The organism is Lacrimispora amygdalina, from assembly GCF_003432035.1.
Classification (GTDB): Bacteria; Bacillota; Clostridia; order Lachnospirales; family Lachnospiraceae; genus Lacrimispora; species Lacrimispora amygdalina.
Window position 1 is genome coordinate 51,117 of sequence record NZ_QOHO01000029.1, and the last position, 23,980, is coordinate 75,096.

Genomic DNA, 23,980 nt, shown 5'->3' on the forward strand with positions numbered 1-23,980 from the left:
GATACTCTGGCTATCCTTTGCCGCGCATCATGGCAATTTCTTTTGCATATCCAGGTAAATCATTGGGAGTTTCCAGATAGAACGGCAGGTTTTTAAGGCTTGGATGTTCCACAATCCGTTTTAACGCATCAAATCCAATCATTCCCTGTCCAATTGCCGCATGCCGGTCCTTGTGGGAACCAAGGGGATTTAAACTGTCATTTAAATGAATGGCCTTCAACTTAGACAGTCCGATAATCCGGTCAAATTCATGAAGAACCCCGTCTAAATCTCCGGCAATATCGTAGCCTGCATCCCAAATATGACAGGTATCCAGACAGACTCCCATACATTCTTTCTCCCTGACCCGGTCGAGAATTTCACGCAGCTCTTCAAATGTTTTTCCAACCTCACTGCCCTTACCTGACATGGTTTCCAATAAAACCGTGGTTTTCTGATCCGGTTCTAAAATCTGGTTCAGCATAAGAGAAATATAATGGATCCCAGCTTCCGTCCCCTGACCGGTATGGCTTCCGGGGTGAAAGTTATAGCAGTTTCCCGGAATATACTCCATCCGTTCTAAATCATCCCTCATGGTATCTCTGGCCAGTGTTCTTAACCCTTCGTCTGCAGAGCAGGCATTAAGTGTGTAGGGAGCATGAGCCAGAATTCTGTTAATACCATGCTCCTCTGCAAAAGAGAGAAAATGCCGGATACCCTCCGGGTCAATCTTTTTGGCTTTGGTACCTCTGGGATTTCTTGTAAAAAACTGAAATGTATCCGCACCAATCTTCACAGCCTCCTTGCCCATGGCAAGAAACCCTTTGGAAGAAGAAAGATGACAGCCGATTGTCAGCATAAAATTCTCCTTCCTATTTTCTTCTCATTTTTCTTCGCTTCGACTGGCCAACCCCTCTGACTGCAATAAAAATAAATATGGCTGCCAGAAGAAGCTGGATTAAGATGCTAAGAAGCACCCAGTTCTCCATGATAAAGTTATCCGGATGAGGTCCAAACCAGGTATTTAAGCTGTTAATCACCTGATTATCACCTGCCTGGCGGTTAATCATGACATAAAAGGTTGCCACCGGATTTAAAAGAAGCAGATACAGCCATGCCCCGGAACTGGCCTGATCGGTCACTCCGTTTATACTTGATACGTATGAGCTGTTTACATTCATTCTTGCCAGTGACAGCATAAATATATTCACTGCATAAGTTCCGGCTCCTATAAAAACCAATACTCCATAGCTCACCACAGTGGCAACAGTAGACCGTTTGAACAGGGAGGAAAAACAGATTCCCATGCTTCCGCAAAGAAGTGCCACTGTCAGGTAACACAGCAGTAAAAGAAACACATCGTAAACCATCACTCCGCCGTATACAAAAGAAACTGCAAGCAAAGGGAAGCTGGATACGACCATTAAAAACATGGTGCTGAAAGACGATAAAAGCTTCCCCCAGATAATTTCTGACGGCTTCATGGTGGTAGTCATCAGAATATCAAGAGTCTGCCTCTCTCTTTCACCGCTTATGCTTCCCGCAGTGAGTGCCGGCATGATAAACATCAGAAGGACAAATTCCACGACTGCAACAAATACGTATAAATTGATAAAAGAAGAATACTGGATCTCAGCCGTCAGTTTCACCCGTTCTACTACGGAATACATATTCAGCAGAATTACCAGAGCCAGTATGGAGTTAAAAATCACCAGAATCAGTGCCAGACGGAAGCTTCTGGCGCTGACCATTGTCTCCCGTTTATAAACCGGATTCATTTTCATGTACAAGCACCGCCTTTTCTTTATCAGGATCTGTAATCTGCATAAATAAGGATTCCAGGCTTCCCTGTTCCCTGCAAAATCCATGGACCATCACTTCCGCATCAATCAGCTGCTGAAGCAAAAGTGCCTCATCCTGCTGGTCTCCGATGAAATTCACACGGATATCCCCTTCCTTCACCGCAATCGTCTGCACACAGGGCTGGCTTTTTAAAATGGTAAGTGCCTTTTCCTTACTGCCGAGAATGGAGATAACAAGGGGGTTGGTGGCATTCACCCGTTTTAAAATCTCTTCCATGCTGCCGTTTAAAACCATCTTTCCCTGATCAATGATTCCGATATCGGTACACAGTTCTGACAATTCAGATAATACGTGGGAGCTGATCAATATGGTCTTTCCCTGTTCTCTCAGTTCTTTTAAAATCTCCTTAAATTCAAACCGTGTTCTGGGGTCCAGACCGGATGCCGGCTCGTCGAGGACCAGCAAAAGGGGATCATGGATCAAAGCCCTGGCCAGGCATAAACGCTGCTTCATCCCTCTTGATAAGCTGTCTACATAGAAATCTGATTTATCCTCCAGTCCAACCTGTTCCAAAAGAGTCATATAGCGGCTTCTTGCTTTCAGACCATTAATACCGTAGCAGGATGCAAAAAATTCCATGTATTCATTCACCTTTAAATTATCATACACACCGAAAAAATCAGGTACATAACCTATTTTCTCTTTCAGCTGTTTTAAACCGTCAGATACGTCGGTCCCATCAATGAATACCTGACCGCTGTCTGCAAACAGAAGTCCTGTCATAATCTTAATGGCGGTCGTCTTTCCCGCTCCGTTAGGTCCTACAAAACCATAAAGGGAACCTTTCGGAATCATGATATCCAAACCATTTAAAGCATGGAATTTCCCGAATTTTTTCTTTAAATCTTTAATCTCTAATATCATTTATCCCTCCCCAGAACCATCAGCATGGGCAGTGTAACATACCAGTTGTTTTCCACGGTATCCTCACAGACATATTTGACTGTCAGCGTATTGCCTGGCGACAAATATGGGCTTAGTTCTCCTGCTGTATATTCTGTTTTTTCTGAATCCATGGGATCGTAATTGCCGGTATCATGATTATAAAAGTAAATTTTTCCCTTAAATATATTGGTATAATTGGTGCTTTGATTATTTAAAAATTCTTCAGCAGGATACTCAAACATGAGTTTTTCCACACTTAAATCATTTCCAAGAGAATATTCCAGGGAAACCGGATCTACACCGTAAATGGCATTGGAATCCGAATAGTACTGCCCGCTTATTGTCACAGGCATTTTCATCAGTGCAGACCGGTATGTCTCATCATTCTTTCTTGATTTCACATCAATGGTAGAAGTATACATCGTCACTCCATAAGTCTCATATCCACTGTTCGTAAGGAACTGGCTGTCTTTCTGATCCTCGCCAAATGCCACGATCCGTGCTTCCTGATTGTAAAAGGATGAATATCTGTCCAGATAAAAGCTTAATATATTGGTTCTTGACAAAGCCAGCATATAATCAGGATCTTCAATATCCGCCTTTAAATACTGATAGCTTCCTGTCACTCTGGCGGATACCTGGAATGAGTTGTTTATGGGATAATTAATTACAGGGGTACCATCAAGCTTTTGGGTCTCTCCGGGCTTTAACTCATCGATGACCACCATTTTCCCATACATGAGAATTCCCACTTTTTCTACAGAAAAAGGATATTCATTGGTGATTGTTCCGTAGACATTCCCCTTAAACAGAGTGATATCACCCCAAAGGCCCTTCCGGTTCTCATTTAAGGTTCTTTTCTTCAATGCATAGTATTTGGGAGCAAATGCAGCCGCGTTCTGTACAGAAACTCTTGTACCGTCATCCTCATAGCTGATCCGGACATTATAATCTTCACTTCCGGTAAATTTCGGAACAGGCGCCCTTTCATAAGACTTGCTCCTGGTTATGGGAAGGAGACTGTAGGAAGGATCCAGAAGTATGGAATAGGCCCGGTTATAAGGGGTCCTCATATTGATATATGTATATTCATCTTCAAATTTTTCCGAGTTATCAAAAATCGTAGCATATGTAAAAAAGGTATCTCGAAAACGTGTCCTTACCCCCATTAAATAAACCAGTACAGTAAATAAAAGGGATAAAGCCACAATCGCGGTCCGGTAATACCGTCTGCCATCCTTCCGCTTTAAATACAGATAGGTTCCTGGTCCTACAAGTGCTATATAGGACAAAATGACAATGGAATAGAATACAAGTCCCGGCAGCTTATCTACATCCCCGGTATTAAGCATATTCTGAACTGACCAGAACTGGCCGGAATTACCGCTGTATAAAAAAGAAGATAAATTATTTAATCTGGTATCCCCTAACAATGCGGTAAACAGCTTATCAACATAGGACCGCTGTACCTCACAGAATGGCGCGATATCTACAAAATCATAGGCTGCAACTCCTACGACTCCTTTCCCTCTGGCTGCTGCGGTAAGAACCGGAAACTGGTCATTTGCCAGGACACCGGTTCCTCCTTTTAAAGAAATATCAGCACAGACCAGGTTCATAAAGGAATCGCCAGGCCCATTGGTAGCATATTCCACGCCCATATCCACAGACTTTTCCGCAGGTACTGCGTAATCTTCATTCAAAAGATCTGACCGGAAGGCATACAGTGTATCATCCGCGCGGGCACCGGTTCCTATCAGAAGAGTGCCGCCTTCCTTCACCCACTCCATAATAGCCTGGATCTGATCTTTCGACAGTTTCCTGGTATCATAATCTGTTATAAGAAGAACATCAAGCAGATCCAGACCGATCACATGATCCGGCAGCTGCTCCGTCTGTAGCTGGAACGTCCTTATTTTCACAGCGCTGTAATTGACACCTACTCCCTCCATATAGGACAGCTTATCCGGCTCATCAGAAAGCACTCCTACATAAAGCTCCGCTACGTCAGTGGGGACATTCATCTTTAAACGCTTACGTATCAGTTCCGTTCCCTGGGCATCCAACAGCTTTACATATAAAATATCCGCCCTACCTACCGGAACATCAAGAGATTCCTCTGCAGACCCCATAGCCTCTAAAGAAATGGGATAATCATATTGATAGATATCATAGTCGGATTCCATCGCCTCCACACGTACTGTGCCGTTAAAGGGGGCATCTGACTGGCTTTTCAGTGTAAAATTTACCGGAACATAACGGTCTGACTTGGCATTCCCATCGTATCCATAGGAAACCTCCATGCCAATACCAGAATGATTCTCACCGCCGTATTCTTCGGAATAGGAGCTTTCCCCATTCCCTCCATTCTCCGGGCCATTCGCGGTCATGCCGAAAGCAGGCAGCAAAGTGCTGCCTGCCAACGTGAGCGCCATGGCACAAATCAGGGATATCTGTCTGACTTTCATTTTGTCACCCTATCTTTCCAAAGTTCTCTTTATTCACATCAAAATTAGTTTTCAGCTTTACCGTAAATACAGTTCCGGATAAATCACTGGTCACATCGATGGTTCCTCCATGCATATCCACGATGCTTTTGGAAATGGCAAGCCCAAGTCCGGTTCCTCCTGTATTGGTGGAACGGGATTGCTCCACACGGTAAAACTTATTGAAGATCAGAGGAAGTTCTTCTTCCGGTATCACATAACCGTAGTTTACCACCTGGATTGACACAAGGCCTTCGCTGCCATGTACCTTTACCAGGATCCGTTTTCCATCTGCTCCGTATTTGATTGCATTATTAATGAGATTATCAAACAGACGGGCCAGAAGATTGGCATCTGCTGAAACGATCTGGACGGGGACATTGCTTTGCAGCTCATAGGAAAGATTCTTATCCATAAAACTGGGATAAAATTCTTCCAGAAGCTGGCTTAAAAGCTTTATGACATCCACTTTTGTTACATTCATGGAAATCTTTCCGTAATTAAGTTTTGTAAAACCAAATAAGTCTTCGATCAGCTTTTCCAGCCGCTTTGTCTTTACGTATGCAATCCCTATGTACTTTTTCTGCACGTCCTGGTCGATGGCTCCATCCTTGGATAAGAGCTCCAGATAACCGATGATGGAAGTAAGGGGAGTCCGCAGGTCATGAGCGATGTTGGTAATCAGTTCATTCTTAGTCCGTTCTGCCTCCCGCTCCTTATCCATTAAATCCCTTAAATCCCCCACCATCTTGTTTAAACTGGCAGCCATGACGGAGAATTCGTCATCTCCTTCAATGTCCACCGTTATGTTTAAATCTCCTTCCGAAATTCTCTGCATGGCATCGGAGATTCTCCCGATATAACGCATGGATTTTTCCTGAAGAAGGAGAAACGTAACTGCAAATATGCCGATTCCAAATACAACATAGATGAGTATCACCACCACATCAAAAGAGGTGAGCATCTCAAGGAAAACATTGTCCTTTTGAGCGCTCCTCATATATGATGCAATCAGGGATACATTGGTTACCAGAAATATCTCGATCAGAACCGTAACAATTGCACTGTAAAATATATTGGCAATGACCCGGGTATGGAAACGGCGATTGATATCATTTTTCAATTTTGTATCCTACCCCCCAAACAGTTGTGATGATCTTGTTCTGTCTGGTGTCTTCCTTCATCTTACCTCTCAGACGCCTGATATGTACCATTACTGTGTTATTGGCTTCATATACCTTTTCATTCCACACTTTTTCAAATATCTCATCTGTACTGAACACTCTTCCCGGATTGGAAGCCAGCAGATACAGGATATCAAATTCGATAGGAGTAAGTTTTATCTCCTCTCCATATACCGTCACCTTATGATTATCCTTATTGATGGTCAGTCCCCGGATTCCTATTTCATTCTTTGCCGATTCGTTTACCGCACTGTTGGGATTAAGCTGGGTATAACGGCGCAGCTGAGATTTGACTCTGGCAGTCAGTTCCAGCGGATTAAAGGGTTTTGTTACATAATCATCAGCTCCCGTTCCAAGTCCTAAAATCTTATCTAAATCTGTTGACTTGGCACTCAGCATAATAATCGGAATGTTGTTGGTCTCCCGTATCTTCTTGCACATGGAAAGGCCGTCCATTCCAGGCATCATAATGTCTAAGAGTACCAGATGAATCTGATTTTTATTAAGAACCTCCAGCCCCTCTTCCGCATTATTTGCCTTGTATACTTTATATCCGTCACTGACCAGATAAATCTCCACCAGATCCGCAATCTCTTTCTCGTCATCCACAACCAGAATGCTTATTGTCTCGGACATTGAAAAATACCTCCCTTGTCGTTATGTAAGCGGCGTTCTCACGTTGAAAAAGAAAAAGCCTGCATCCATTTTACCACAAGAAAGGTATCTTTGCCTTACTATTTTCTTACAAAAAAGCTATAAAACGGTAAATCAGGAACTCTCTCTCAGCCCTGACTTTCCGTAGGTATAAATACCCTGCTGGCAGCGGGATCCAGTCTGCCAAGTTCGGCCCTGACATAAAGGGCGGCCTCCTCACAGAACTGCTCCTGGCAGTTGATCAGTGTCTTTCCTCTCTTATCCGGTTTTTCCCATGTTCCGTCCGGCTGCAGAATATGAGTCTTTACATTGTCCTCTAATTGTACTTTCAGGACATGCATAATTCTTTCCAACAGTCTTTCATCCTCTACAGGGAACATGATTTCCACCCGTTTATCAAGATTTCTCGGCATCCAGTCGGCACTTCCAAGATAAAGCTCCGGGCTTCCGTCATTTTCAAAATAGAAGATTCTGGCATGTTCCAGGAAATTTCCAACAATGGAACGCACCGTGATATTTTCACTTAAACCGGGAACTCCTGCCTTCAGGCTGCAGATACCTCTGACAATGAGCTGTATGGCCACTCCTGCACAGGAAGCCTCATACAGAGCGGCAATTACTTCCTTGTCGCACAAAGAGTTCATCTTGGCTATGATATGGGCCGGCTTACCGGCAGCCGCATTCTTCGCTTCCCGCCGGATCATCTTTAAAAATCTGGCTCTCAGCCAGATAGGAGCCACCACCAGCTTGTTCCAGTGAAGGGGTTCTGAATATCCGGAAAGCATGTTGAATACTGCAGTCGCATCTTCTCCGATCTGGGGATTGCAGGTCATCAGGCCTAAATCCGTATAGAGCTTCGCTGTAGAATCATTGTAATTTCCGGTTCCGAGATGAACGTAGCGGCGAATTCCGTCCTCTTCCCTGCGCACTACCAGGGTTATTTTGCTGTGAGTCTTTAATCCGACCAGCCCATAGATTACGTGGCAGCCGGCTTTTTCCAGTTTTTTTGCCCAGTTGATGTTATTTTCCTCGTCAAAGCGGGCTTTTAATTCCACCAGAACGGAAACCTGCTTTCTGTTATCAGCAGCTTCCAGAAGTGCTGCAATAATAGGCGAATTGCCGCTGACCCGGTAAAGCGTCTGTTTAATTGCCAGGACTTCCGGATCCCTGGCAGCCGTTTTTACAAACTGTACCACAGGGTCGAAAGTCTGGTAAGGATGGTGGAGGAGAATATCCCCCTTGCGGATATTGGTAAAGATATCATCCTCATTCATCAGCTCAGGTACCTGCTGTGGAACGTATGGAACTTCCTTTAAATGATCAAAACCATTAATTCCGTACATCTTCATAAGAAAGGTCAGATCTAAGGGTCCTGCAATCTCAAATATATCACTGGAGCTTATAGTTAACTCTCTCTTTAAAATCTTTAAAAGACGTTTATCCATTTTCTCTTCCACTTCAAGACGAATGGCCTCTCCCCACTGACGTTTCTTCAGCTGCTTTTCAATCTCTTCCAGAAGGTCCACCGCTTCCTCCTCATCAATGGTAAGATCGGCATTTCTCATGACACGGAACGGGTGGGTGGTGACTACATTGTAGTTTAAAAACAGACTTTCCATGTTCCGCTCAATGATCTGTTCCAGAAGAATGAAGGACCTCTCCCCTGATTCACCGGCCGGAAGTTCCACGATTCTCGGCAGTACACTGGGAACCTGAACCATGGCAAATTCCAGTTCTTCTTCACCGCTTTTCTTTTTTAGAAGAGCAGCGATATTTAAGGATTTATTCCGGATTAACGGAAATGGTCTGGAGGAATCCACCGCCATGGGAGTCAGAACCGGATAAACATCTCTTTCAAAATACGTATCTGCAAACTTTCCCTCTGCTTCATTTAAATCCTCATGGCTGGAGATGACACGCAGCCCGTTTAGCTTAAGTGCAGGAAGAATGGACCGGTTATAGGTGGAATACTGCACAGAGACAAGCTCATGGGTCTGCTCACTGATCCTCTCCAGCTGTTCATCCGCTTTCATACCGGCAATATCCGGCTTGGTATATTTTGCATGAACCATATCTTTCAGGGAAGCCACACGTACCATATAAAACTCATCAAGATTAGAAGCTGTTATGCTTAAAAACTTCAGCCGTTCAAAAAGCGGCAGATTTTTATCTCTTGCCTCACTCAGTACCCGGTAATCAAACTCGATCCAGCTCAGCTCCCGATTTACATAATTATCCGGATTGTAATATATTTCATTGATGTCTGCCATCAGGATAACCTCCTCTTCTGCCTGAGTACAGGCCTGATACCAAATATCTCCTCAAAAAAATCCGCCTTCTGATTAAATGATAATGCTTCCAGCGTCATATCCCCTTCATAAGAAGTGGTTACCACAAGCTTACCCTCCTTAACAATCATCCGGTTATCTGATAATTTCTGTTTATGACTGCGGTCCATGGAGTTGGCAAGCCTCAATATGGCAGTCAGCTTGGCGATTAAAATGGTGATATCTTCGTGAGACAGTTCCCCTTTTGTATTGCGGAACAATTCTTCATTGAGCTGCACCCGGTTATAATCAAATTCCACTCCGTTGTATCTTACTACATTGGCAATAATTTCCCGTTCCATATGGGACAGTCCAATAATTTCAGTTGACATAATAATATTATAAGCAGATTCGCTGGGTTTTCTCATGCTGATAAACTTACCGCAGGCATGCAGGATGGCAGCGATCTGCAAAAGAAGGCGCTCCCGCTTTCCCATACCATGAAACTTTTTCATGCTGTCAAAAATAGCCAGAACATATTTTTCCATATGGATGGTATGAGGGCCGTGGCACTTGTAGCGTTTTGCCATGTTCCTGGAGGCAGCAAGAATATCCTCGGAAAAATCATGATGAAATTTAACTGACTTTGCTTCTTCCGCATATTCTGCAGCGATGCTGTCACATAAGCGGATTCCTGGAATCCAGAACATCTCAGCTCCGGTCAGTTCCAGAACGCGCTTAAAAATAATCGCGGCCGGGACCAGGAGAGCGGCATATTCTGCATTGACTCCAAACCGGTCCTGAATCTGGTCAAGAGACATCAGCTTAATCTTTTCATGGAAAACCATGAATTCCTCTGCAGTGATCCACTCTACCGGCTTTCCTCCATGACTTTCTCTGGACAGATAGAGAATGCTTTCCCCGATGCCGATAAGATTTTTAATCTCACGGTCTCTTAAATAAACCTTCCGGAAGGTGTTTAACTCATTATCCACCATCTCTTCTATGAGGGTATTCTGCATCTGGGTACTCACCTGCATATCGCCCATCATCTCACGGATTCTCAATACTCCAAGCATCAGATTCTGAGTGGATATGAGGGCATCCTTATCAAATAAGGAAACCTGCATACTGCCGAAGCCCACATCTACGATGGCAGTCCCCTTCTGTATAATCTTGTTAAACTCTGCATCCTTGGAAGCGATAGCCTTATAACTGATGAAGCGCTGCTCGGAGTTGCTGATAATCTGTACCTCAATGCCGGTTCTTACCCGGATCTGATCCAGCACAATCTGACTGTTTTTTGCTTCCCGGAGTGCGCTGGTTGCATAGGCACGATATCCTGTCACTTTATAGGACTGCATAATATCTGCGAAGTCCTCGATCACTTTACACATTTCATCCACTAATTCATAACGGATTTTTCCATTTTTATAGGTATCCCTTCCAAGGGCGATGACATGGCGGACATGATCAATCTTGCGGATTCCCGTTTTCGGGGAAATCTCATAAATGCCAAGTTCAAGTTCAAAAGATCCTACATCAATAGCGGCAAATAATCTGATTGCCATACTTGTCCTCCTCACTGCCTTCTACAGGGCAGTTTTTTATTATTCTACCTTATTTTTTTACCTTTTGTGTCAAATATCGGTAAAATCTGCAAAAAATTAACAATTTTCCTGCTTTGCCAGAAGATAGGTAATAAACTGATTTGCCGTTCTGCCTGATAAACCGCCATGACTGAGTTCCCAGATATTTGCCTTTTCATACAGTTCTTCCAAAGGCATTGAAATCTGGCTGCGGGCTGCCAGCTGTTTAACAATCTCTTTAAATTCAGCCGGTTCAGGCGCCCCATAATAAATGGTTACTCCAAAACGGGCAACCAGGGAAAGCTTCTCCTGGACGGTATCATTATTATGTAATTCATCATCCAGCTGCCTCTTGTCACTGAATTTTTCACGGATTAAATGACGGCGGTTTGAGGTAGCATAGATTAAAACATTGCCCGGTTTCTTTGCAAGTCCTCCCTCTATGATAGCCTTTAAATACTTATACTCCAGTTCTGTATCCTCAAAAGATAAATCATCCATATAGATGATAAATTTATAATTTCTGTCTTTTATCTGTTCCTGTATCTTTGAAAGAGTATGAAACTGATGCTTATAAACTTCAATAATCCGCAGACCCCTGTCATAATATTCATTTAAAATCGCTTTGATGCTGGATGATTTTCCAGTTCCGCTGTCTCCGAATAAAAGAACGTTGTTGGCCGGTTTACCGTCTAAGAACGCTTCTGTGTTCTCAATTAATTTCTCTTTCTGCCGTTCATATCCCACAAGATCATTTAAATAAATATGATCCATGCTTGTAATAGGTATAATCTTTGGATCCGTATCAGTCTCTTCCACACGAAAGGCTTTATTTAAGCCGAATTTACCCACGCCGAAATTCTTATAAAATGTAGTGATTTTCTCTCCGAACACCTGAACATCCGGCGCCTTTTTTAACTCTACTGCAAGCGTCACAATCTGATCCCGGATACGTTTGTTATAAATTTTACTGTTTCCGTCATTGGCCCGGTAATCAGAAAGAGCTGCCCAAATGCCGCCTTCTTCCCCAAAGTCCAGCTTTGAGATGTCCTGATCAAACAGTTCCTTCATAATTTTAAAATCATGGGCAGCCAGTTCATTCAGTGTGCCCCTGACAGGTCCCGTAATTTCACAGGAGGTGCTGTAAGCATTCTCATGATCTGCAAGGCATAATGCTAAAAAACAATGCCAGAGATTCCCCTCAAAGCCATAGGACGCCGCCAGCTCGATAAGCTGACCGGCACAGGCAAAGGATTCCGGCATCGTTTCTTTCATTTGCTCCGCTTGCGGAGTCAGCTGTCTTATGATCTGGTCAAATAGTTTCTGATATTTTAGATCGCGGTATAAAATCAGTTCCTTCAATTTAATGATTCCTCCCTGTGTAAATGGAAGTCCGGCCTGGATCCAGGCCGAACTTCTTAGTAAGCATTAATAATTTCCCAAAACCCGCATATTGCGACCTTCTTCTAAAATGCCCTTTAAAGCATTCTGAATCGAGGGTTCACTTAAATTTCCTTCCATATCTACGAAGAAACGGTATTCCCAGTTTCTTCCGGGAATCGGTCTTGATTCAATCATAATCATACTGATTCCGTTATAGATCATATTGCTCAGTATGTTATAGAGAGTACCGCTTTTATGGGGCAGTTCAAAACTGATACTGACTTTTTGTGCATCCTCCCGGTATATCCGTTTATTGGACAGAATAATAAACCGTGTGGTGTTGGATTTGTTATGATTGATAGAAGATTTCAGGACTTTCAGGCCATAGAGTCTGGCAGCAGTCTCACTGGCGACTGCCGCCTGTGATGGATCTCCATCTTCTATGATCTTTTTTGCAGCAGCGGCAGTATTCTCCACACTGATCTGCTTCCAGTTCCTGTTATCATTCAGAAACTCCGAACACTGCATCAACGCCTGGGGGTGGGAAAATACAGTGCGGATGTCTTCCGGACTGGCATCCGGAAGCCCCAGCAGTGCATGATCTACAGACAGAAATGTCTCCGCTACTATATAGTTGCTGTATTTCATCAGCAGGTCATAGTTATCAATCACTGCACCTGCAGAGGAATTTTCAATGGGGAGCACGGCATAATCCGCACGTCCTGACTCCACTTCCTTCATGGCATCCTCAAAAGTCACCACATGATAAAAGCTTTTATCAGAGCCGAAATACTGAAGTGCTGCAGCATGGCTGTATGCACCCTCTACGCCCTGATAAACCACCCGGGCATCAGTTACAGGAATGGTTTTCACCGGGCGAAAGGTATCCTCCCCTTTCAATCCGTGTTCCGCCATCAGCTTATACTGATAATGGCGGCTGATGGTCATCATCTGGGTAAACAGTTCGCTGACTGCCTGTTTCATGAATCCGTCATCCACCATTCCGGTTACGGAATCAATCTTTTGCATCTCTCTTTCCTTATCATAAACCGGTTTTCCGGTTTCAATCTTAAATTCAGCCACCTCACCGCTCAGTCTCATTCTCTTTTCGAACAGCACTACAATTTCACGGTCAATGCCGTCAAGCTGTTCTCGGATCTCCAGCAAGTCTAATTTTTTCATATGTCCATTCCTCTGCCTTATCTGTTGGTCTTTTTTACCGCCCTGTCAGCTTTCCCTGATGTGAAAGCTCTGCTTCCAGCATATCTTCAATCTGTTTTTTTACATAAGCACCCGGAAATTTTTTAAATTCCGGTTCCAGCTCCTTCACAAGGAAGGGCTCTCCGAATTCAATAGTCACTTTAGAAGAACGAATAAACGGAAGGTGCTTCTCAAAAACTTCCGCAGTCCCGGTTATGGCAACAGGAACTACCGGACAACCGCTTTTTTCTGCTATTTTTAAGCTGCCTTCCTTAAAAGGAAGAAGCTTCCTAATATCTTCATTTGAATTCCGGGTTCCTTCCGGGAATATCCAGACAGAAATCCCACTTTTCACCTGCTCAATGCCCAGAAGAATGGTTTTTAATCCTTCCTTTACATTCTTTCTGTCCAAAAACAGGCAGTTGACATATTTCATCCAGGTGGAGAGAAGGGGAATCTTTTCCATCTCCTTTTTTGCTACAAAACCAATCAGACCGGGAACAGTTGTATAACCAACAAGAATATCGAAATAGCTTCTATGATTTCCCACATATAAGACTGCCTCGTTCTTTGGTATCTTTTCTTTTCCTTTTACTGTAATTTTAACACCTGCAAAAAACAGGATGATCTTAAATATCCACCGCACTTTTGAAATACTTTGTTCGTCACGCAGACGGCGGTTCTTTCTTCCGATCAGGTTTTCAGCAATCAGGACCGGAATGCTTAAGATCAGGTAACTAATAACGGTTGCTGCTACAAGAATAAATCGAATCATTGGTCTAAGTCCTCCATTCCATCTATTATATAGAATGGTTTCTTTAATTACAATACTACCTGCCTTTCTTTTTTGTAATTTGTTCAAACAATAATCCCGTAGCAAACCACAACGGCGCGAAATCAAGGCGGATCAGTCCGTCAATGTTGGTGTTCCTGCCGGTATAGTCCCAGGGGCACATTCCCCTGCCCCGCAAAAGCGATCCGGATAAGTACTCCGCCACAAAGATCAGCACCATATAGAGAAATCCGTGACGGATGGCAATATCCGTCCGCGCTGCTGCCAGACCGGTTCTGGGATTAACCCAGCGGTCAATCAGTGTTCCGATGGGCGCCAGCAATGCTCCGCAGCCATAAATAGGAAACATCAGAAGAGATGTCTGCCCAATCAGACGCCAGTCATGGCGCAGAATGGAGTCTGTTGAGGTAAACAGCACCTCCAGGCACCAGCCTGTAACCCCGCATTTACAAAAATTCAAGGGTAATTCTTTTAAGTTTAATTGTGATAGTATCTTCATAAGCTTCATTATGTGCCGGACATGGAGATATTATGTTGCGCTGTAAAAGAATTCTATAAAAGAGGAGAGAGAAGTCTGCTGCCCTGTTCCTTAATCCGGATAAAGATACTTCTGGCTTCATATCTCTCCGGTGTGATCTCTTTGCATACCTTCAAATCCTCCAGAAATAACTCTTCTAATTTTCTGGTTGTCTCTTCATCATAGATCACCGCATTGACCTCAAAATTCAGTTCAAAGCTTCGGATATCCATATTGGCAGTCCCATAGGAGCTGACCCTTCCGTCTGTCATTACGCCTTTTGAATGAAGGAATCCGTTTTCATATGTGTAACATCTGGCTCCCTCGGAAAGTAAGTCACCCACATAGGAATAAGTAGCCCAGTAAACAAAGGGATGATCCGGCTTGCATGGTATCATGAGCCTGACATCTACTCCGGATCTGGCAGCAACCCTGAGGGCAGAAAGCACCGCATCATCAGGAACAAAATAAGGAGTCTGAATGTAGATATGATGTTTTGCTTTGGAAAACAGCCGGATATAATTATCCCGGATCTGTCTGCTTCTGGCATCAGGTCCGCTGGCAATAATCTGGATACCCAGTTTTTTTTCTGTCTGGTTCATATCCACCACTCCCATATTATAAAGACAGGCTCCATCTTCGTCCTCACAGAAGTATGTCATATTTTTAAATAAATTCTCTCCTACCGCATAGTTCCAGTCCAGTGCAAAACGAATCTGAAGACTTAAAACAGAGCCGCCCTGAAGCTTTAGATGAGTATCCCTCCAATAGCCGAATTTTGGATCCTGGGAAATATATTCTCTTCCGATATTAAATCCGCCCACGTAGCCGACCCGGTTATCAATGACAACAATCTTCCGGTGGTTTCTATAGTTTATACGCAGATGCAGCCTTCCTAATACCGGGGGAAAGAAGATCCCAACCTTAACGCCGCTTTCCTTTAATCTCTCCCATTTTGATTTACGCATGAACCGACCGCCCATGCCGTCGCAGAGTATCCGGACCTCCACTCCTGCTTTTGCCCGTTCCATTAATATGGGCATGATGGAATCAAACAGCTGGTCATCCTTAATAATGTAATACTGCAGATGGATAAACCGGACTGCTTTGGACAGTTCTTCCCTGAGATCCTTAAACTTTTTCTCTCCGTCTGTGAAGATCTCTACAGAATTATCAACAGTCAGAACAGAGCCCGATGTTTCTAAATTGTATACCACAAGATCTGCATAATCCCTTGCAAGGGAGGTGTCCAGTCCAATATCATGGCTTTTTAAAAACTCTTCCTGATTTCTGGCAGAGTAACGCATCCGGTCCTCTACTTCCTTAACCCGGAACATCTTCCCCTTCCTCATATCCTGCCCCAGGATGAGATAAAAGAGGAATCCGAATACAGGTATAAAATACAGCGCTAAAAGCCAGGTCCAGACTGCCTTTGGATCCCTCCGCTGAAAAAAAACAATAATAACAGAAAGAATCAGGTTTATATAGATTAAATGCTCCATTAACCAGCTCCATACAGCTATAATCTGTTGCCAGACAGATACCATGTCAAATCCCTCCCTTCTATCCTGCTTCATTTACAATAAATGCCGATACCCTTATCCATGAAACAGTTTTCCTTTTTTCTGATCTTTCATTCTAATAATATTATGGTCCGACACCCGTAAATAGTCACAAATCATATTTCCAAAAAAGGCCCCCGCAGCTGCGACGACCCTTTTATATCCACTTCACTCACACAAACTGATTTTTTTCATTGTCATACCGGTAGTCAATGGAAGCCAGAGACTGAATGATCCCTTCTTCCTCTATCCCCAGACTCAGACAGCACTCATTTAAAGACGGATAAAAATCTCTCAGCTGAGTATTGATGTAGCTGAGAAGCATAACCGGATCCTTTGGTATATTTGCCATCACTTTATCTCCTATATCTGTTTGTCCCTCATTTTAACACAGATTTCTTTGATTTTCAAGAAATGCCCTGTACGAATGGAAAAAGAAATGCTACAATCAGGTTCATAATCCATCAGGAGGTAAATTCCAATGAAAAAAATAATGATGCTGGGAACCGGTGGTACCATCGCATGCAAAAGAGGAGATTCTGGTTTAAAACCCCTTCTGACATCAGAAGAACTCCTCTCCTATGTTCCCGATGCGGCAGATTTCTGCCATGTGGACAGTCTTCAGATTTTCAATATAGACAGCACCAATATGCAGCCAAAGCACTGGCTTGTGATTGCAAAAGCCATTGAAGATCATTACGCGGATTATGACGGCTTTGTAATCTGCCATGGCACGGATACAATGGCTTACACCGCTGCAGCACTTTCTTATCTGGTGCAGTATTCACCTAAACCCATCGTCATAACCGGTGCTCAAAAACCCATTGACATGGAAAACACGGATGCGAGAACCAATTTATCCGACAGCCTCCGTTTCGCCAGTGATGACAGGTCCCATGATGTGAATATTGTTTTCGACGGGAAAGTGATTTCCGGTACAAGGGGGAAGAAAGAACGGACAAAAAGCTACAATGCCTTTTCCAGCATTAATTTCCCCTATATTGCCACAATTCAGGATGGGCACGTAATTTTCTATCTGGATGACAAAAAGAACTGCTCCGGTACCCCTCTGTTCTCTCATAAGCTGAACTGCAACGTGGCTCTTTTAAAACTGATCCCATCCATGGGTGCGGATGTTCTGGATTATATGGCAGGGCATTATGATGCAGTTATCATCGAATCCTTCGGTGTAGGCGGCCTTCCTTCCTATGATACGGGGGATTTCTATAAAGCGATTGAAAAATGGATTTCTCTGGGGAAGACTGTGGTTATGACCACCCAGGTAACCAATGAAGGCAGCAATATGTCTGTTTACGAAGTGGGACATTCCATTAAGAAAGAATTCGGTCTGCTGGAAGCATATGATATGACTCTGGAAGCCACAGTTACGAAACTCATGTGGATTCTTGGAAAGACAACCGATCCCAAGGAAATACGGGATACTTTTTATCATACGGTAAACAGAGATATCCTCTGGACAGTATCTTAATTAAAAAGTCTGATGATTCTGACACACAAGGGAGCCGAAATCCGGCTCCCTTCATTATGCATATTATCCAGTTCTTAATCCATCCGCCTTTTTATTCCAGATATGCAATCAGTTTTTCCCCATCTTCCGAAACATCAATTACAATGGTACTGCCTGCATGTATCTCATCTCCAAGTATCACCCTTGCCGCAAGTGTCTCCACATGCTTTTGCAGATAACGTTTTAACGGTCTGGCACCATACACCGGATCATACCCCTGTTCTACTACAAATTCACTCGCCTGACCGGTCAGTTCGATACTGATCTCACGATCCTCCAGCCTCCGGTTTAGATCCTTCATCAGCAGACTCACTATGCCGGAAATATTACTCTTATCCAGTGGCTTAAACAGAATGATTTCATCCAGACGGTTTAAAAACTCCGGTCTGAAATGGGCTCTTAAGTCTCCCATTACCATCTCTTCTGCCTCTTTTCTGATATTTCCTTCACTGTCTATTCCTGTAAGAAGATACTGGGAACCAATGTTGGATGTCATAATTATAATGGTATTTTTAAAGTCAACGGTTTTTCCGGTGGAATCGGTAATCCGTCCATCATCAAGAACCTGCAATAGCACATTAAATACATCCGGATGGGCTTTCTCAACTTCATCAAACAGCACCACGGAATATGGTTTTCTGCGGACTGCTTCTGTAAGCTGGCCTCCCTCGTCATAGCCTACATATCCGGGAGGTGCTCCGATGAGTCTGGATACGGAATGCTTCTCCATGTATTCGCTCATATCGATTCGGACAATGTTGTTTTCTTCATCAAACAGGCTTTCTGCAAGTGCCTTGGCGAGTTCTGTTTTTCCCACGCCAGTAGGTCCTAAAAAGAGAAAGGAACCGATCGGCTTGGTTGGATCCTTAATTCCAGCCTTGGACCTGATAATTGCTTCAGTCACCTTTAATACGGCTTCCTCCTGTCCAATGACTCTTTTGTGGAGTTCCTGGTCAAGATGAAGAGTCTTATTTCTCTCGCTCTCAGTCAGCCGGGCAACGGGGATTCCCGTCCATTTAGATACAATCCTTGCAATTTCATCCTCGGTAACGCTTTCCCGAACCAGGCTTAAATCCTGATTCTTTACCCGTTCCTCTTCCTCTTGAAGTTCCTTCTGAAGCTGGGGCAGTCTGCCATATTGCAGCTCTGCCGCACGGTTTAAGTCATATTTCTGCTGGGCTGTCTGGATTTCCCTGTTTAAATTTTCAATTTCTTCTCTTAAAGAAGAAAGACGTTCTACCGTTGCCTTTTCATTCTCCCACTGAGCCTTCTGTGATGCAAATTCGTCGTGCAGCTCTGCAAGTTCTTTCTGCAGTTCTGCCAGACGGTCCTGGCTTAACCGGTCAGTTTCTTTCTTTAACGCAGCTTCTTCTATCTCCATCTGCATAATCCGTCTTGAAAGTTCGTCGAGTTCAGAAGGCATGGAATCCAGCTCTGTCTTTATCATGGCACAGGCTTCATCCACCAGGTCGATGGCCTTATCCGGAAGAAAACGCTCACTGATATAGCGGTCAGAAAGGGTGGCGGCGGATACAAGGGCAGAGTCTGTGATCTTCACCCCGTGATAAACCTCATACCGCTCCTTTAATCCCCTTAAGATGGAAATCGTATCTTCCACTGTGGGTTCATCCACCATAACCGGCTGAAATCTCCGTTCCAGGGCCTGATCTTTTTCAATATACTGACGGTATTCGTCGAGTGTGGTCGCACCGATGCAGTGAAGTTCTCCTCTGGCAAGCATGGGTTTCAGCATGTTTCCTGCATCCATGGAGCCCTCTGTCTTTCCTGCGCCAACAATGGTGTGAAGCTCATCAATGAATAGGATGATCTGGCCGTCGCTCTTTTTCACCTCATCAAGAACTGCCTTTAAACGTTCTTCAAATTCTCCCCGGTACTTTGCGCCTGCAAGCAGGGCACCCATATCAAGTGCAAACAGTTTTTTATCTTTTAATCCCTCCGGTATATCCCCTCTTACGATTCTCTGAGCCAGCCCTTCTACAACCGCTGTCTTACCTACGCCTGGCTCGCCGATTAAAACCGGGTTGTTTTTGGTCTTTCTGGATAGAATTCTGACTACGTTGCGGATTTCGCTGTCTCTTCCTATTACCGGGTCCAGTTTCTGTTCTCTGGCCCGTTCTACCATGTCGTACCCATACTTTGTCAGAGTATCATAGGTAGCCTCCGGATTGTCGCTTACAACCCGCTGGTTGCCTCTGACCGTAGACAAAGCTGTCAAAAAATTTTCTCTGGTTATTCCGTAGCTGCGAAACAATTCCTTTAATGTTCTAGACGGCTGCTTTAACATAGCCAGGAATAAATGCTCAACGGAAACATACTGGTCTCCCATTCCCTTCGCTTCATCCTCGGCACTGATTAAAACTTTATTTAAATCATTGCTGATGTAGAGCTGTCCTCCGCTCACTTTAGGAAGCTTTTGTATTGCCCCTGCGGCTTCATCAAGAAACTGCTCTTTTTGTATATTCATCTTTGTAACCAGTTTTAAAATCAGGCTGTCTTCAATGGTAAGAAGACTGTAAAGCATGTGTTCCTGCTCAATCTGCTGGTTCCCATATTCATATGCAAGCTTTTCGCAATTCTTTACAGCCTCCATAGACTTCTGTGTAAATTTATTAATGTTCACGGCAATTTCCTCCTTTATCCGGTTATCTGCAAACATTGCCTCATTTGTTCTATATGTAATATAACAAACGCAGAGAGTTGTGTCAAGATCCTTTTCATTAAAAACACAGATTTATAAATAATATCTTACGGTTTCCTTTCCCTCATTGTTTTTTTCCAGGGGTTCGCTTATAATCGATTCATACAATCTCTGGATAAACCGGAAGGAGGAGAATATGAACGACAGACGCCGCTTGTTTCCGGCCCCTGCCATTCACCTGGCAGCTGCCGTGCTTTTATCCGTATGGTTTGCTGCATACGGCACAGACTATTTGACCAGCTATGCCCATACAAAAGATGAATCTATCTATATTTCGGGAAATTGGGTGAAGGATGACGCCGGATGGCGGTACTTCAATCAGTGGAATTCCAAATATCCAGCCGGACAGTGGATCGAATATCAGGGTAATTCCTATTATTTTATGGATAATGGATATATGGCTACCGGATGGCGCTATTTAAACGGTCATTGGTATTACTTTAATCCTGAGGAAGGAAGAACAGAAGGTGCCATGGTGACCGGCTGGATTCGTGATAATCATTATAATGCCACATTTTATACAAACCAGATAGGGATTATGGTGACCGGATGGCATAAGGTCGACGGCAGCTGGTATTACTTTAACCCCGGGCATGACGGTGTTGTGGGACAGATGGCAGTCAGCCGTGTCGTGGATGGTTCTTATGTGAATGCTGATGGAAAGATGAATGAAGAAAAATGAGAGGGAAATAATTGATAAGAATTATTTCCCTCTCATTGAATTGCACCTATGGGTTTCGTGTCCGGCTCTGCAATTTATATTCCATATTATTACTGAAGCTCGTAGCTCTTTTCCATCTGTACTTTTCCTGACTTCTGTCTAAGTGTTGAATAAATAAAGAATAAAGTAATTAATACGACCGTAACAATGACTAATGTTGGTTTTAAGTTACGCAGTGATAATCCGATTACAAATAAAGTTACACAAAGGCAGAATATCATCAATGCATAGAATGCTGGTTTTGAAATCTTAAAGTATCTATTTTCCCAGGCATCAGGAATACGTTTTGGAAGACAAATTACAGCAACAATTGCAACAACGTCTGAGATACGGCTGATGAGAATTGAATTGCTTGTAATTGTACTAATACTAAAGTTTAACAGTACCGGAACTACCGAAATAATGTAAATAACTGTAAGTAAGATATAAGGAGCTCCTAAGTTGTTTGTTACCGCCATCTTTTTCGAGAACCAGCCATCTCTTGCCATCTGATGGAATGGACGGGAAAAAACAGTAAAGGATGAATTCAGAGTTGTTGCAAGTGCCATGATTGGTCCACCAATAATAAATGCATAATACAATGGACGGGATAGAATCTGTCCAGCTGCAAGTGTCAGTGGTTTACCAGCGACCTGATCGATTGGAAGAACACCAGAAGCAACAACTGCAATTAATCCATATACAACAAGAATAACTCCACTGGCTGCAATAATTGCAAAAGGAACATCACGGCGAGGATTTTTAGCTTCCTTACTAAAAGCAACAATAAAAGACTGACCTGTACAGGAGAAAACTAATAATAATGTACCATTAAAAAATCCGCTGGCACCGCCTGTGAAAAATTCCGGTGATGAAAAATCAAATGTACCTGGACGTAAGTTGAAAAGACCAACTACAATAAACACAGCCAGACCGACTAAAAGGCAGGCAGACATCACATTCTGTATCTTTGCCATGAATTTTACGCCCAACATATTTGCAATCCAGAATAATGTGATTGCGATAACTGCAGTTATTTTGATATTAACACTTGGGAATAAGGCATTCAGATAAGTTCCAAGGCCCAGTCCAAACATACCGCAGGCAAAACTGTTCAAAGTAAAGGCCATTCCATACATTCCGCCCCATCGTTCTCCAAGAATTGTTGCAACAAATGTATAGTTTCCACCATTTACACGAATCATACTGCTTAGCATAATATACGGAAATATAATACATAATCCAAGAACAACAGCAAATACATAAGCAAGCCATACAGATCGGCCAGTTACACCGATTGCCTGCCCTACTAATGTTACAACACCGGCACCAATTACCTGCCCTACTGCTAAAGACAATAATTCTCTAAATCCAAGAGTTCCTTTACCAGAAGTACTTTCCATATTTTTTTCTCCTATTTAATTGTCACGATTTCAGCTGTTTCAATTGCTCTCTTAGACAATTCCTGTCCAATACCTGGTAATTCAGGTAATTCAAAGTATCCTTTTACTGGCTGGTAGTTGTATTCACACTGCTGAATTGTACCACTTGTTGTATTTGCAATATGATGCTCATGAATAATGAAGTTTGGAATAGCTGCCTCCAGATGAAGAGCAATTGCAACACTGATTGGACTTGAACATACATGACACTGAACACCTATATCATAAATATGAGCCATATCAGCAATCTTCTTACACTCTGTAATACCACCGCAGTTTCCGATATCCGGCTGAATCATAGATAAACTTCCGTTTTCAAGAAATGGGAGGAATCCCCATCTTGTATATGTTCTCTCACCAGTAGTTAATGGAATGCCTGTATTCTCAGAAATTTTCTTCATAACTCCAGGATTTAATGGTGTACATCCTTCTTCCAGGAACATAATATCATACTGCTCAGCCATCTTAGCAAACTGAATAGCAGTGTTAGCATCAGTCATAGCATGGTTTTCAATTATAATATCAATATCTGGTCCAACAGTTTTACGAACTGCAGATAATCTCTCCTCTGCCAGTTTCATCGTCTCTCTGCTTAAATGACCAGTTGTATCTAAATGAGTAAGAATTTTTCCCTGTCGGTCAAAACGAAGGAAATTGATCTTGATTGCCTCATATCCCTCTTCTACAGCCTTTGCTGCTGCCTCACAGTAGAGTAAAGCATCTCCACCTTGTGTCTGTGCCGGATTGAACTTATCAATTCCCCATCCAAACTGGAGCTGACTTGCATAAGTCCTTAATTTGCTGCGCTGCTTTCCTCCAAGTAACTGGTACAATGGAAGATTTGCAACTTTTCCTTTAATATCCCAGAGAGCTGTATCAATAGCGCTGATTGCAGCCATCATGATAGCTCCATTTCCCTGCCCCCAGAAAGATACTTTAAATAGCTTTTCCCAAATCACTTCGTTAGCCAATGGATCCATACCAATAATTAATGGGCCAAAATCTTTTAACAGCTCATATGCACCTCTTGCTCCTGTCCCAATTGCAACTGCTGCCTCGCCTAAACCGTAGAATCCTTCATCTGTGTTAATTCGACAGATGACTGGACGTGATCCACCACATCCGTTGTCCTTTTCCAGGGCCATAACATCCATACTGGTAATTTTCATAGTTTTCTTCTCCTTAACATATGTTTATATGTATAAATGTAAGTTGTATGACAACTTACA

The 23,980-nt window shown here is 43.2% G+C and carries 19 protein-coding genes; 2 read left to right on the forward strand and 17 right to left on the reverse strand.

Going from position 1 to position 23,980, the window contains the following annotated elements; genetic code table 11:
* Nucleotides 1-10: 10 nt before the first annotated feature.
* The 14 genes from DS742_RS10370 to DS742_RS10435 all read right to left on the reverse strand — a co-directional run bounded on the left by DS742_RS10370 (nucleotide 11) and on the right by DS742_RS10435 (nucleotide 16,714).
* Nucleotides 11-838: a deoxyribonuclease IV gene (locus tag DS742_RS10370; protein WP_117416932.1), complete on the reverse strand. Its 828-nt coding sequence runs from the start codon at nucleotides 836-838 to the stop codon at nucleotides 11-13.
* A 13-nt stretch (nucleotides 839-851) separates the two neighbouring features.
* Nucleotides 852-1,763 carry an ABC transporter permease gene (locus DS742_RS10375; RefSeq protein ID WP_117416933.1) on the reverse strand — a complete coding sequence of 304 codons (912 nt, stop codon included), beginning with the start codon at nucleotides 1,761-1,763 and terminating at the stop codon, nucleotides 852-854.
* The gene (locus DS742_RS10380; RefSeq protein WP_117416993.1) at nucleotides 1,741-2,703 is read right to left on the reverse strand and encodes an ABC transporter ATP-binding protein; all 963 of its coding nucleotides are present in this window, start codon (nucleotides 2,701-2,703) and stop codon (nucleotides 1,741-1,743) included. Before DS742_RS10380 ends, DS742_RS10375 begins: the two co-directional genes overlap by 23 nt.
* Nucleotides 2,703-5,195: a DUF8725 domain-containing protein gene (locus tag DS742_RS10385; RefSeq protein ID WP_117416934.1), complete on the reverse strand. Its 2,493-nt coding sequence runs from the start codon at nucleotides 5,193-5,195 to the stop codon at nucleotides 2,703-2,705. Before DS742_RS10385 ends, DS742_RS10380 begins: the two co-directional genes overlap by 1 nt.
* Before the next feature lie 4 nt (nucleotides 5,196-5,199).
* Nucleotides 5,200-6,336, reverse strand: coding sequence for a sensor histidine kinase (locus DS742_RS10390; RefSeq protein ID WP_117416935.1), 1,137 nt, complete (start codon nucleotides 6,334-6,336; stop codon nucleotides 5,200-5,202).
* Entirely contained in the window at nucleotides 6,326-7,033 is a 708-nt protein-coding gene (locus tag DS742_RS10395; RefSeq protein ID WP_097002614.1) for a response regulator transcription factor, read from the reverse strand. Before DS742_RS10395 ends, DS742_RS10390 begins: the two co-directional genes overlap by 11 nt.
* A 146-nt stretch (nucleotides 7,034-7,179) precedes the next feature.
* Nucleotides 7,180-9,321 (reverse strand): RNA degradosome polyphosphate kinase, encoded by a 2,142-nt coding sequence (locus DS742_RS10400; protein WP_117416936.1) that lies wholly within the window; start codon nucleotides 9,319-9,321, stop codon nucleotides 7,180-7,182.
* Nucleotides 9,321-10,889: a Ppx/GppA phosphatase family protein gene (locus tag DS742_RS10405; RefSeq protein ID WP_117416937.1), complete on the reverse strand. Its 1,569-nt coding sequence runs from the start codon at nucleotides 10,887-10,889 to the stop codon at nucleotides 9,321-9,323. The genes DS742_RS10400 and DS742_RS10405 overlap by 1 nt, the downstream gene beginning before the upstream one ends.
* A gap of 96 nt (nucleotides 10,890-10,985) precedes the next feature.
* On the reverse strand, nucleotides 10,986-12,275 hold the full coding sequence (locus tag DS742_RS10410) for an ATP-binding protein (protein WP_170313427.1): 1,290 nt from the start codon (nucleotides 12,273-12,275) through the stop codon (nucleotides 10,986-10,988).
* A gap of 60 nt (nucleotides 12,276-12,335) precedes the next feature.
* The gene (gene pheA / locus DS742_RS10415; protein WP_117416938.1) at nucleotides 12,336-13,472 is read right to left on the reverse strand and encodes a prephenate dehydratase; all 1,137 of its coding nucleotides are present in this window, start codon (nucleotides 13,470-13,472) and stop codon (nucleotides 12,336-12,338) included.
* 34 nt (nucleotides 13,473-13,506) lie between these two features.
* Nucleotides 13,507-14,265: a lysophospholipid acyltransferase family protein gene (locus DS742_RS10420; protein WP_117416939.1), complete on the reverse strand. Its 759-nt coding sequence runs from the start codon at nucleotides 14,263-14,265 to the stop codon at nucleotides 13,507-13,509.
* A gap of 55 nt (nucleotides 14,266-14,320) precedes the next feature.
* Entirely contained in the window at nucleotides 14,321-14,791 is a 471-nt protein-coding gene (locus DS742_RS10425) for a putative ABC transporter permease (protein WP_117416940.1), read from the reverse strand.
* A gap of 44 nt (nucleotides 14,792-14,835) precedes the next feature.
* Nucleotides 14,836-16,347 (reverse strand): cardiolipin synthase, encoded by a 1,512-nt coding sequence (cls, locus tag DS742_RS10430; RefSeq protein WP_117416941.1) that lies wholly within the window; start codon nucleotides 16,345-16,347, stop codon nucleotides 14,836-14,838.
* A 187-nt stretch (nucleotides 16,348-16,534) separates the two neighbouring features.
* On the reverse strand, nucleotides 16,535-16,714 hold the full coding sequence (locus DS742_RS10435) for a DUF4250 domain-containing protein (protein ID WP_117416942.1): 180 nt from the start codon (nucleotides 16,712-16,714) through the stop codon (nucleotides 16,535-16,537).
* Nucleotides 16,715-16,843: 129 nt separating this feature from the next.
* Between DS742_RS10435 and DS742_RS10440 the strand changes: the two genes are divergently transcribed.
* Complete coding sequence (locus DS742_RS10440) at nucleotides 16,844-17,851, forward strand: asparaginase (protein WP_117416943.1); 1,008 nt, start codon at nucleotides 16,844-16,846, stop codon at nucleotides 17,849-17,851.
* 91 nt (nucleotides 17,852-17,942) lie between these two features.
* On the opposite strand, the gene clpB is transcribed toward DS742_RS10440, so the two are convergent.
* On the reverse strand, nucleotides 17,943-20,531 hold the full coding sequence (clpB, locus tag DS742_RS10445; RefSeq protein ID WP_117416995.1) for an ATP-dependent chaperone ClpB: 2,589 nt from the start codon (nucleotides 20,529-20,531) through the stop codon (nucleotides 17,943-17,945).
* 214 nt (nucleotides 20,532-20,745) lie between these two features.
* Here clpB and DS742_RS10450 point away from each other — a divergent pair, with 214 nt between their 5' ends.
* Nucleotides 20,746-21,291 (forward strand): glucan-binding protein, encoded by a 546-nt coding sequence (locus DS742_RS10450; protein WP_117416944.1) that lies wholly within the window; start codon nucleotides 20,746-20,748, stop codon nucleotides 21,289-21,291.
* 89 nt (nucleotides 21,292-21,380) lie between these two features.
* Here DS742_RS10450 and DS742_RS10455 read toward each other — a convergent pair whose 3' ends face one another.
* Nucleotides 21,381-22,712: an APC family permease gene (locus tag DS742_RS10455; protein ID WP_117416945.1), complete on the reverse strand. Its 1,332-nt coding sequence runs from the start codon at nucleotides 22,710-22,712 to the stop codon at nucleotides 21,381-21,383.
* A gap of 11 nt (nucleotides 22,713-22,723) precedes the next feature.
* Nucleotides 22,724-23,920 (reverse strand): mandelate racemase/muconate lactonizing enzyme family protein, encoded by a 1,197-nt coding sequence (locus DS742_RS10460; protein WP_117416946.1) that lies wholly within the window; start codon nucleotides 23,918-23,920, stop codon nucleotides 22,724-22,726.
* Nucleotides 23,921-23,980 lie beyond the last annotated feature (60 nt).

What these genes read in the sequence shown, in the direction of transcription:
- DS742_RS10370 (WP_117416932.1), bottom strand. Translation starts at nt 838, where the DNA reads ATGCTGACAATCGGCTGTCATCTTTCTTCTTCCAAAGGGTTTCTTGCC.
- DS742_RS10375 (WP_117416933.1), bottom strand. Translation starts at nt 1,763, where the DNA reads ATGAAAATGAATCCGGTTTATAAACGGGAGACAATGGTCAGCGCCAGA.
- DS742_RS10385 (WP_117416934.1), bottom strand. Translation starts at nt 5,195, where the DNA reads ATGAAAGTCAGACAGATATCCCTGATTTGTGCCATGGCGCTCACGTTG.
- DS742_RS10395 (WP_097002614.1), bottom strand. Translation starts at nt 7,033, where the DNA reads ATGTCCGAGACAATAAGCATTCTGGTTGTGGATGACGAGAAAGAGATT.
- DS742_RS10400 (WP_117416936.1), bottom strand. Translation starts at nt 9,321, where the DNA reads ATGGCAGACATCAATGAAATATATTACAATCCGGATAATTATGTAAAT.
- DS742_RS10405 (WP_117416937.1), bottom strand. Translation starts at nt 10,889, where the DNA reads ATGGCAATCAGATTATTTGCCGCTATTGATGTAGGATCTTTTGAACTT.
- pheA (WP_117416938.1), bottom strand. Translation starts at nt 13,472, where the DNA reads ATGAAAAAATTAGACTTGCTGGAGATCCGAGAACAGCTTGACGGCATT.
- DS742_RS10420 (WP_117416939.1), bottom strand. Translation starts at nt 14,265, where the DNA reads ATGATTCGATTTATTCTTGTAGCAGCAACCGTTATTAGTTACCTGATC.
- DS742_RS10425 (WP_117416940.1), bottom strand. Translation starts at nt 14,791, where the DNA reads ATGAAGCTTATGAAGATACTATCACAATTAAACTTAAAAGAATTACCC.
- cls (WP_117416941.1), bottom strand. Translation starts at nt 16,347, where the DNA reads ATGGTATCTGTCTGGCAACAGATTATAGCTGTATGGAGCTGGTTAATG.
- DS742_RS10435 (WP_117416942.1), bottom strand. Translation starts at nt 16,714, where the DNA reads ATGGCAAATATACCAAAGGATCCGGTTATGCTTCTCAGCTACATCAAT.
- DS742_RS10440 (WP_117416943.1), top strand. Translation starts at nt 16,844, where the DNA reads ATGAAAAAAATAATGATGCTGGGAACCGGTGGTACCATCGCATGCAAA.
- DS742_RS10450 (WP_117416944.1), top strand. Translation starts at nt 20,746, where the DNA reads ATGAACGACAGACGCCGCTTGTTTCCGGCCCCTGCCATTCACCTGGCA.
- DS742_RS10455 (WP_117416945.1), bottom strand. Translation starts at nt 22,712, where the DNA reads ATGGAAAGTACTTCTGGTAAAGGAACTCTTGGATTTAGAGAATTATTG.
- DS742_RS10460 (WP_117416946.1), bottom strand. Translation starts at nt 23,920, where the DNA reads ATGAAAATTACCAGTATGGATGTTATGGCCCTGGAAAAGGACAACGGA.